This is a genomic window from Halorubrum sp. SS7 (assembly GCF_005435055.1).
Taxonomy (GTDB): Archaea; Halobacteriota; Halobacteria; order Halobacteriales; family Haloferacaceae; genus Halorubrum; species Halorubrum salinarum.
Genome location: NZ_SGXV01000025.1, coordinates 2,686 through 13,610 on the forward strand (window position 1 = coordinate 2,686; position 10,925 = coordinate 13,610).

7 protein-coding genes are annotated in these 10,925 nt (G+C 51.1%); 3 read left to right on the forward strand and 4 right to left on the reverse strand.

Annotated features, from left to right (window positions below; all coding sequences use genetic code 11):
- The 3 genes from EXE44_RS21445 to EXE44_RS21455 all read left to right on the forward strand — a co-directional run.
- On the forward strand, positions 1–2,672 hold a 2,672-nt coding region (locus EXE44_RS21445), incomplete at its 5' end, for a DUF1156 domain-containing protein (protein ID WP_241991839.1).
- Positions 2,673–2,678: 6 nt separating this feature from the next.
- On the forward strand, positions 2,679–4,547 hold the full coding sequence (locus EXE44_RS21450) for an SNF2-related protein (RefSeq protein ID WP_241991840.1): 1,869 nt from the start codon (positions 2,679–2,681) through the stop codon (positions 4,545–4,547).
- Positions 4,522–6,282, forward strand: coding sequence for a helicase-related protein (locus EXE44_RS21455; protein ID WP_241991841.1), 1,761 nt, complete (start codon positions 4,522–4,524; stop codon positions 6,280–6,282). The genes EXE44_RS21450 and EXE44_RS21455 overlap by 26 nt, the downstream gene beginning before the upstream one ends.
- Positions 6,283–6,511: 229 nt before the next feature.
- Here the strand turns inward: EXE44_RS21455 and EXE44_RS15495 are convergent, their stop codons facing one another.
- From EXE44_RS15495 to EXE44_RS15510, 4 genes are all read right to left on the reverse strand, one after another.
- Complete coding sequence (locus tag EXE44_RS15495; RefSeq protein WP_137705912.1) at positions 6,512–7,420, reverse strand: hypothetical protein; 909 nt, start codon at positions 7,418–7,420, stop codon at positions 6,512–6,514.
- A gap of 192 nt (positions 7,421–7,612) precedes the next feature.
- Entirely contained in the window at positions 7,613–8,560 is a 948-nt protein-coding gene (locus tag EXE44_RS15500) for a DNA-processing protein DprA (RefSeq protein WP_158293467.1), read from the reverse strand.
- Positions 8,547–9,287 carry a ComF family protein gene (locus tag EXE44_RS15505; RefSeq protein ID WP_137694908.1) on the reverse strand — a complete coding sequence of 247 codons (741 nt, stop codon included), beginning with the start codon at positions 9,285–9,287 and terminating at the stop codon, positions 8,547–8,549. Before EXE44_RS15505 ends, EXE44_RS15500 begins: the two co-directional genes overlap by 14 nt.
- 761 nt (positions 9,288–10,048) lie before the next feature.
- Positions 10,049–10,925 (reverse strand): hypothetical protein (locus EXE44_RS15510; protein ID WP_199241223.1); only part of this gene is annotated, 877 nt, incomplete at its 5' end.

The window sequence follows — 10,925 nt, forward strand, 5'->3', positions numbered from 1 at the left end:
CGATTCTCGCGTCCGGGCTTCCACCGGACGTTTCTAACGACAAGTTGCTCCGTTGGATGTGTATCGGCCCACGGACAAGTGGTGTATCGGATATCGACGATTATGTCGTCAAAAAATATGCTACGAAAGACGATAGAACGGGGTCAATCGAGGACCACTTCGGCTACGAGTATCCGCACAAAAACGTCCCCTCAAAATCTGAGTTTGAGGAACTACACTCAACGCTTCGGGAGCACTGGGACGGACAGCTCCCAACTGTACTCGACCCGACCGCGGGCGGCGGAACGATTCCGCTGGAAGCTACTCGATACGGTCTTCCCACTATATCTAACGAGCTAAATCCGGTAGCGTGGTTGCTAAACAAGGTAATTCTCGAACATGCTCCAAAAGAGGGGTCCATTGAGTCAGATGTGCGGACGTGGATGAACGAGATTGAGAGCATCGTTCAGGAGCGTCTGGAACCATTCTTCCCGGAAAAGAACGGGGTTGAGCCGAACCAATACTTCCGGGCCTACAGTATTGACTGCCCTTCGTGCGGGAAACAGATTCCTGTATCCAATCGCTGGTGGTTCAATCAAAAGAAAGGGATTGCCAGCAGGCCACAGTATGAGGACGAAGGTCTCCAATTTGAGATTGTACACATACCAGAAGATGTCTCAAAGGACGAATTTGACCCAAGTGAGGGGACGGTAAGCGGTGGAGATATTGAGTGTCCCCATTGCGACGTGGTGACTGAGCGAGAGGATGTTGTATCGATGTTCTCGAATGGAGAATTCTCTTATGAAGTCTGTGGTGTGAGATACTCTGAATCTGTACAGGGTTCACAGTATCACTCGCCGTCACAGGAAGACCGCGATGCGCTTGCGCGGGCGGCAGATAAGATAGAATCCGAGATTGACCTCGCGACCCTTCTCACCACAGACCGCTACGTTGGATTCTATGACCGTTCTGCCCCCTATGGAATTACCCAATGGAGGGACCTATACAGCCCCCGTCAACTCCTTTCTCACGCTACATATCTTGACGCATTTGATGAAATAAAGAAGGATATCTTGGACGAATATTCTCAGAACCGAGCAGAGGCTATCCTCACGCTTCTCTCGTTTATATCTATAAAACTGATAGAACGCAATTCCAGATTACAACCTATTGACATTCGTCGAGGGTCTCCCAGCAGTATGCTAGGTAATAATAACTTCTCATTCCAGTGGCATTTCTCTGAGAGCAACCTGATGAGTGGGACTTACAGTTACCAGTCTGAATCAGATAACGTATTGTCGAACTATGAGCATATCTCGGAGTATGTCTCACACCTTGAGGACCCGGATACAACGGTGCGGTGTGGAGATGCCTCAAATCTACCAATAGATACCGAATCGATTGAGGCAATTGTCGTTGACCCCCCGTATGGAGACAATATCATCTACTCCGAGGTCGCCGATGCGTTCTATGTCTGGTTCCGCGAGTATCTGGGGGACATCTATCCTGAAGAGTTCAGCACACCAGAAACTAACAAAGAAGACGAGGCTGTTGAGAACCCCTCTTTGGTATCAGATACGGAGTCTGGCTCTAAGCGTGAAGTGGCACGGAATAAATACGAGAATAGAATGAGTGACATCTTCGGCGAGGCGTACCGAGTCCTCGAAGAGGGAGGTGTTCTCACAATTTACTTTACAGACAAGGAAATTGCTGCGTGGGACTCGCTCACTATGTCTATCATAAATTCCGGGTTCAATATAACGGCAACCCACACCATTACCAGCGAAATGCCACAGCGGATTGGTGTACAACAAGACGCTTCCGCAGATAGTACCCTTCTTCTAACTTGTAGGAAGCCTACTACTCAGCCTGACGACCGAATGCCAACCCTTTGGCGGGACATAAAGGATGAAACCAGACAGGTAGCCCGCGAGAAGGCAAGTTCCTTGCTCGAATCTGAACACAACTTGACTAAGACGGATACAATAATCAGCGCATTCGGCCCCACGTTACGAGTGTTCACGGAGAACTATCCCGTGGTCGATGATAAGGACGAGCTGGTTCGACCGCGAGAAGCGCTCCGTGAGGCAAGGACAGCAGTCACCGAGGTCCTGATACAACGAGAGCTGGCTGGGTCCCTCGACGATGTAGATTCCCTATCAACGTGGTACATTCTTTCATGGTTGGTCTATGAGCAGCAGTCAATCCCATACGATGAGGCACGACAACTTGGCCTCGGTGTTGGAGTCCAGATTGATGAGGTAAAGAGCGATACCAAAATCTGGAGCAAAAGTAGGGATGACGTGGTCTTATCTGGACATCAGGGCCGTGTACAGAGCTACTCTGAATTGGAAAGCGGGGTTAAAAGACGAGCCAGAAAGTATCCTGTTGACCCGAGAGAGCAGTCATTCGAGAATAGAATCGACGCAGTCCATGCGGCATTAGATGTATTGAGCACCAAAGGAAGCGACTTTGCATGGAACTGGTTGAAGGAACGTGACTTGCAGAATGACTCTGCTTTCAAGAGTACCATAGAAGGGTTACTACAAGTGCTGCCGGAGCAACACGATGATTACGACCTCTTGAAGAATTTAGTTTCGGGAGAAACCGGCGAGTTGCTGGAAATAAACATTGCTGTCCTTCAGAGTCCGGACGATGTGGAAAGCTCTCGGACCACTCTAGACGAGTTCTGAGCACGCATGCCTTTTCAGAATTTGAACTGGAACCGAATCTATGAGAGCAACTTTCGGGGTAATCAGACCCTTGTAGGCGACTTCTATCGCCCACTTCTCGCACATTCTGTCCAGTACGACCGTCTCGCCGGCTACCTGAGCCTCCAGAACCTCGCCGACGCGCTACAGGGAGTCGAATCCGCATTCGAATCTGATGGTGAAATCCGCATCATCGCCTCAAAGCGCCTAAGTCAAGAGAACAAACCGGTTCTCACCGACGACGCTCCCCTCTCCGAGGAAGGCGAGTCACGGCTCGCCCTCATCGCCCAAATGCTGGACGAGGGACGGCTTCAGCTAAAAATCGGGGAACCGCGGAATAACTCCGATTCGGGAATCTTCCATCCCAAGCTCGGCATCGCGACCGACGCCGACGGGAATCGAATCACGTTCGAGGGAAGCATCAACGAGACCTACAACGCGTGGTATCGCAACTACGAGCGATTCAAAGTCCACCGCTCGTGGGACGAGGTCGAGAACGAGTACGTCGAGGAGGACGTGAAGACTTTCGAGCGTCTCTGGGACGAGGAGCACGACGATGTCGAGGTCACGAATATTGACGATGCCATCGAGCGAGATATCCTCGACTGGCAGCCCGAGTCTGACGAGGAAGTCGAGGAGCACGTCGAACGCCTGAAGAAATCAAGCGAGCCGCCTGCCTCTGAAGCGACAATCACCCGTATCGCCAACGAGCGTGAGCTCCTCCCCGGTGCGATGCACATCGCCGAGGACATCAGTTCGATTGAGCCGTGGCCTCACCAGCGTGTCATCGCAGACACGGCGGCGAGCATCTACCCCGAGAGTCTCCTCCTCTGTGACGAGGTTGGCCTCGGGAAGACCATCGAGGCCGGGCTGACCATCTCTCGACTCCTCACCATCGGTGAAGTGAGCGATGCCCTGCTGCTCGTGCCCGCTACAGTCCAGCCACAGTGGCAGGAAGAGCTGCTGGAGAAGTTCAACATCAACGCCTACTCCTACGAGTACAGCGGTGCACAGCGTGTCCTGCGGGACGCCTACGGCATCGAGCACTCCCTGTCGGACTACGAGACCATCGACGCGTGGGAAGACTCTCACATCGGTGAGTTCGTCTCTGACCGTGACGAGCCGACAGTGGTACTTGCCTCGTGGCATACCGCACGGCGCTCGGGGAACATGGGAATGTTCTCACCCTCCGTTCACTGGCAGGAGGAACATCCGGGCGACCCACCGAAGGATAACTTCGAATGGGACCTCACGCTCGTCGACGAGGCTCACCACGGTCGCGAGGGAACGAATCTCTACGAGCTACTCACGGAGTTACAGAACGACACGGTGTGTAACTACGTGTTGACGGCGACGCCGATGCAGCTCGAAATTACTGAGCTATTCGACCTCCTGCGTCTCTGCGACCTCCCCGACGGGTGGAACGACCGCGAGTCGTTTGACACGTATTTCGAGATGCAGCAGGACCTCGCAGAGGCGCTTGACGAAATCGATGCGGATGGTTCAGAGACTGTCGAGGAAGTTCTCCCCGACCTCGCATCGAAGTGGAACTACGAACCGTATGAGGGACTCACCCATCTCCGTACGTGGGCGGGGATGATTCAATCATTTGTACAGGAGCACGAGGACGTGGCTGAATGGGTCGAGGAGCAGGTCGATGATAGCAACTTCGGGCTGAGCGAACGTCGCCAACTAAATCGTGTGCTTGGTACTGGTAAGCTTGGAACTCGTGACTGGGAAACCAAATTCTCGAATCTCTCTGTCGACAGTCTCTATTTCCTTCTCGAACTTGGAGACGAGACGACCCCAGTCAACTCGGCAGACCCTCCGCATGTGTCAGAAGGCGGGTCTTCTTAACCAGAATATCCCTCGGCGGGATATCGAGACACGGTCGGTTGAACTTGGAGATGCTGAGCCACTCTATGACCGTGTAGAATCGTACATTAGTGACGTATACGACCAGTCGAAGAAGCTCTTGGAGGGTAAAGAGAGAACTGCTCTCGGCTTTGTGATGACTACGTACCGGCAGCGCCTCACTTCGAGTCTCCATGCTATCGAGGAGTCTCTCAAACGTCGCCGAGAGAACCTCAGCTCCGAGCTTCAAGACGTATCGGGAGTTTCAGAAAGCGACCTTCAGACAGGAGATATTGCCGGTCGTGAGGAAGTGCTTCGGCGAGAATACGGCCTGCGTGTGGACCAAATCGGAGCTAACAGTCCTGCTGGCGAACGAGTCCGGCAGTTCGAACTGAGCGAATTAGAGGCCTTCATCGCGCAACTCTACGATGTTCCCGAGGACCCCAAGTTGGAGCAGTTGATGCAAGACCTGAACGAGCTCAGCGCGAAAGCCCGGGACACGGTCATTATCTTCACACAGTATTCAGACACGCTTGATGCAATCAAGCAGAAGGTCTCTCTCAGCCACCACGGTGTTGGTACATACTCGGGCAGCGGTGGCGAGATATATGACGCTGCTGAGGACAAATGGTCCGGCGTGAGTAAGGAACGTGTGAAGCGCGAATTCACCGACCCTGACGGAGACCTCACTATTCTCGTTTGTACGGATTCGGCGAGTGAAGGGTTGAATCTCCAGACCTGTGATGCGATGATAAACTACGATATGCCTTGGAATCCTCAGGTCGTAGAACAGCGGATTGGCCGAATTGACCGCATTGGACAGAAAAACGAGAAGGTGCTCGTGTGGAACTACATCTACGACGATACCGTTGAGGAAGATATCTATGAGCGTCTGGGAGAGCGAATCAGTCTATTCGAGCAGGCAGTTGGACCCCTACGTCCGATTTTGGATGGGTTAGAGGGCGAAGTTCAGAGTGTCGCGATGGGGGAGTCGGTGAAGTCGGGAGAGGATATCGCCTCTGAAGCGGAAGAACAGTCGAAAGAGGCGGAACAGAAAGTCCGGCAAGTGGGATTGACACAGGACCTCGACGAGGTTCATGCAGAGGATATAATCGAAGAAGCCAAGCTCTACGGATGGACGACTTCGCATCCTGATGTTGGTCGTATCGGATATCCCGACCGACCGTTCGACCCCCTCATCGACCCAGATGTGGTAAAACGGCTCTTCACCCAGAGTCAGGTACTCCGGAATAAGGGCTGGACGTTCGAGATGCTCGACCGTCAGCTAACCAAAGATGAAGACGCTCCGTATCAGAAACTCTATCGTCTGAACATCCCGGAAGATGCGAACCCACCAATATCTCGTGAACCTCCTGAAGACACGGTACAAGCGATATATGCCGATGTAGACGAGGTATTGGTCTCGTTCGACCCGGAAGTGTTAGAGTGGTATCCCTCTGTGGTGATTCCGCTCCCGCACCAGAAGCTGTTTGAGTACCTCCTCACCGAGCTCAAAGAGGAACTTGACGGGACCATTGAAGACGAGGTCGTCCGTGTTGCAGGGCGTCTCAATGAACACGGTACCAAGGTCTGGACTGAGCCATCTGCAGTCTCTGATGCCCACGTCGCTACCTACGCGACAGAGGCACAGCGTCGTTTGACGCTCGATGTTCCGTTACCTGATGAGGCAACTGGGAAACGAGAAATCGGTGATTGGTTGGAGAGGTCGCTAGAATAATGTGTATTATATGTATGCCCGGGTCAATTTATTGTTCACCGGGCTGTTCAATTGTGCTTCAATCGAAGTCAGTTAGAAGGAAGTGAGCCTACCGAGGTCGTTGTTTTGGTCCGTCTAAGCGAGTTTGACCTTGAGGTGCGCCTCGTCACCGATGAGGTAGATTCGACGGTAGACCTCGAAGTGGAAGGCACGGCTATTGATATGAAGATGCGGAATTTCTCTCTTCCGTCTACGGGGCATAGAAGAACAACCAGTAACTGACACCACCGTAGATTCCCATCGTCGCGAGATGGTGTGTGTTCCCTTGAAGGAATCGACTGAGAGTCTGAGAACCGTACGCAAGATACCAGAAACCGATAAGATGTCGGACGGCCATAATCATAACCAGCAAGAGGAATCCCCCGACCACCGGTAATCCTGTGAACGACAGAATCCAACTCACCGTCCCATATCCCACGACGAGTATAATTCCACTTCCAAATAATGTCCGGGTCGCACTAGGGCGCGTCTGTTCACCCTCGTCCATTTCCTCAACGAATTCACGAAGTGTATTCCATTTCTCAATATCTCTCTCAGGGATGACGCCGGGCTCTTGCAGAATGAGGTATGCGAACTCAAAATAGAACTTTGCGAGTACAGTTAATATCAGGCTATGTAACCGACTATCAACCTCCTCATTTCCGTTCTGTACCGCCAATCCTTTCGTAAAAAACGCCGAGCCCCACCATATGCGATAGTCACCAAAAACGAATTCCTGTAGCACTACGATGAACAGGACTGCCACAATCAGTGAAAGGGAGACTATGTTAATTCTTGTTGCCCAGTCACCGACCGTACTCAAGACCGTGTTGCTAATCTGAAGCACGCATATGATTGATAGCATCTCAATCGGTCGTACTGTCCAGTTTAGAACGGCTTCTTCGTCGGTATGTTTCCCGATGACTCCCATCCGGCGGACAAGAGTCAACACAAGTAGAGCGAGAGCACAGAGAGTGATTATCAACGAATGTCTCACCGTCGAGTTGAGGGAGGTGAGTGTAGCTGTTGCGACTAAGGCCGTGAACGCTATCTCGAAATCGACGGATTCTGGTTGCTCTTTCTCAAAGATTATGTCGACTAACCTGTCAACATCCGTCATAAATTAGAAATTCTACTGAGGCGATATGAATCTCCGGATTTTTCAGTCACCGACCCAAAGTAGCCGGGAGCAAATTCCTAGAGTGCCAGATACCAATTCTAGAAGACATCTTAGCAATCAGTCAAACCAGATTCTTTTACGCTACTTCATCAGTGAGTATGATTCATGACCTGTCGGTCATAATCAGAAATATCAGTAATCGTCCAGCGTAGTTGGATTTGGAGAGTTGGAGTCTGAGGGGATAAAATCCGAGTTTAGTAATTCTCTTAGTTCATCAAGCGTTTGGAAGCCATGAAACCCTTTTTCGAAGATTTTGTTTGGTGATTGGCCGTCATCAACCTCTGGGTCGTAAAGGAACCGTGGCTTCTCTTGTTCCATGGCAAAATCCGCCTGATGAATAGTACCGCCGGTCTCACCAGATGCCCCAATTATAACTGCTGTAGAAATACCGGACGTTACTCTATTTCGCTCAACGAACCTCCCACGATGAATCCCTACTTTACTGCTCGTCTCGCTAACCAAGGCCCCATTATCAGGTATCTGTTCCCCAATCCCTCTATTTCCTGCGGGAACCACTTTCTGTACCTCGCCGGGTAACACAGCGATTGTTTCTCCCCCAGCGTCAAGAGCCCCTTGGTGAGCAGCAGCGTCGACACCGTTTGCTAAACCGCTAACTACAGTTTTGTCCATCTCTACGAGAGTATATGCAATCTTCCGGACAAATTCTAGTCTATGCTCTTTCGCACTTCTGGTCCCCACTACGGCCACTCCATCCTCAAGGGCGGTCACATCACCGTCGACATATAGACACAACGGAGGGTCTGGAATGTTCCACAGTAGGTCCGGGTAATTAGGACCGTAGAACGGTACAAACAAGATTCCCTCTGAGTCAAGACCTTCGATATATTGAGAATAAAAATCGATGTCGATAGTCGAAATTTCCTCGCTTAATTGAGATGCAAGTCGAGATTGGTCGTTATCCTCAAGTTCTTTGATTTTCAGATAGTCGGTTAAGAAGTCTTGAGAGATTTCATTTGGGGCTTTCTCCGTGAATAGGTCAACGAAGAGTTTGAGTACACCCTTCTGGTTGAGGTCTTGATTATCGTTGATACCTGCTATGATTGGGTCAAGGTCGTTCATCTTCTGGTATTTCGTCCTCCGGGATGTAGACTTCTGCATCTACGAGGTCCTCAATGTTCTCTGTGCGTGCAATCGTGAGGCCGACCACCTTGGAAGCCCCGGATTCGTTTAGGGCCTTGGCACAGTTTTCAAGAGTTGCTCCAGTCGTCGCAATATCGTCAAGTACGATTACAGAGGGAGAAGTTCCGAATTCTCGAATACACTCTATTTTATTATCAACGTTATCCCACCTCTCTTGGGCACCATCGGTATCTCTCTGTGACCCGTATTCCTCTGACTTCCTCAGTACGTCTCGGAGAGGAATATTTACCCGGTCACTCAGGAGACCGCCAATATTCTCCATATGATTTGATGCTGTACCTTGCGTACCTCGGGGCGGCGGGACCAGCATATCATAGCTCATCAAATCATTCAGATTTTCCATTCCCCATTCGAGAATATCCGCCATTTCGTTGGCATGCTCACCTTCTTTCACTTCGTCAATCGCGTTCGTAATCTCGTGGTCACGAAATTCGTACGTGTAAATCGTCACTGATAAAATTCTCTCTAATTGCTCGAAATCGTTGTAACCATTCTGGCAAAGTCCGCAAACTCCCGTTTTTTGTGCGTAGAAAGGGGATATGGCGTGGCCACACGTATTACACTGGTACTTTGGGTGGAGAATATCTTCGCCTTGAAATTCCCCGATGGACTTCGTGTTGTCCGATATCGAGTAGTACGTCGTCATCTGTTCTGATGGTTGTCACAATCACATATCACCCTTGGGGTCAGTCGACACTGGACACTCGATTTGTCATGTCAATCGTAGTTCCTGTCACGACAAACTGTCCGGCCGTCTCTCGATAGGTCTTGACGCAGGTTGAACCTCTGTCGCACGCAGATTAGTGTTGGAGCGGTCTGTCTCTCAATTGGGAATTCTTTGTGGAGGTGGTGCGAGTCGTCAGGACTAGACATGTAGTAGCTCGAAAATAGTGTTGGTCTGAGTGTAGTGTGATTTTGGAATCATCCACGTGATGTTTTAGAGAGATTGTAGAGGGTGCTAAGGCGGTTAGGCAAACGAAGCGCTATCTATACGGCATTCAGCACAGTCGTCCCTCCGATAAACGGCGAATACAGGCCCTGTAGTCCGTAGATAGAACAAATAAGCGTGTTACTATGAGATATCACCTTCCTCGTAGGGGTCATCCCCGACTGAATTCACGCGATATTCCGTTAGCGGCTTAGTCATTAAGGGGGGGTGGCAACCGAGGCGAGGAGAGGGAGTTTGGTTTTGGTGGTAGAATTCGACCATATTCGACTGGGTTATCCGAGAAAACAGATGGTTTATTTCTGATTCTACTGTATTTGGGGATTACTGGGCTCTAACTACAACGCAGGGTTCGATGAAATCGAGGGAAGATGTCTCTCAGGGACGGGATGTTCAAAAAATGACGGTCGAAACACGATAGCTACCGCTCTTGACCGGGTGTCCCCGGGTGAGTTTCGACCTCAGTCGGTTCCGCCGTCTGTCATGGAGCGGGCGGTTCCGAAGTCATCCCACTTGCCGGATTCCATTTGCTTACGAGCTTCTTCGAAAGCTTCGTTGAGTTCGGCTTGAACATCATCGTCGAGCATTCCTCCACTGGAGATGTCGATGAAGTCGTCGTCGTTCTCAACGACATCTTTCTCGGGCTCCTCTTCGATTTCTTCAGACTCATCATCTTTCTCGGTGCGTGAAGCGAACTTGGCCTTCGCACGTTCCTTGATATCGTTGAGAACCTGCTTGGGGTCAAAGAAGTCACGGAGCCAATCGCGGACGCGCTCGAAGGCGGTCTGACTGGCCCACCGGACGAAGACGCAGCCCTCGTTTACCTTGTGGAGAATTCTGGCGTCAGCGAGCTTTGTAACGTTCCGTCGAACGGAGCTGTAAGAGAGACCGGTCTTCTCTTGAAGATATTTGTAGGTGACAGAGCGTCCCTCGTGTTCGGGGTCGAACATAAGAATGTTGAGGATGTCCTTGTAGGACTCTGTGTTTGAATGGAGAATGAATCCTTCAAGCTTGCGTCGGGCATCTTCTCCCTCCCACGACTCTCGGAGTGAGGCGATGCGGCCTGTGGGTGCTTGGTACTCGCGGGATTCAAACGTCTCATTCTCCTCAGGCTCATCGTCCTTATCTCGGGGCTGGAAGTAGTCGTCAGAGACGAGGTTTTCCTCACCGATGGCAGACATATCGAGGTGGTGAAGGAGGATAGAGTCGAGCCGGTCGATGACCTCCTCCCATGCGCTCGCGTGGAGCTTTCCTTTCACCGCCTTCGTCTCGGTCTTCGGATGATGACGATAGTTGTCCTCAGAGTAGCGGTTCGCGTTCTTCGTTCTGTACGTCTTG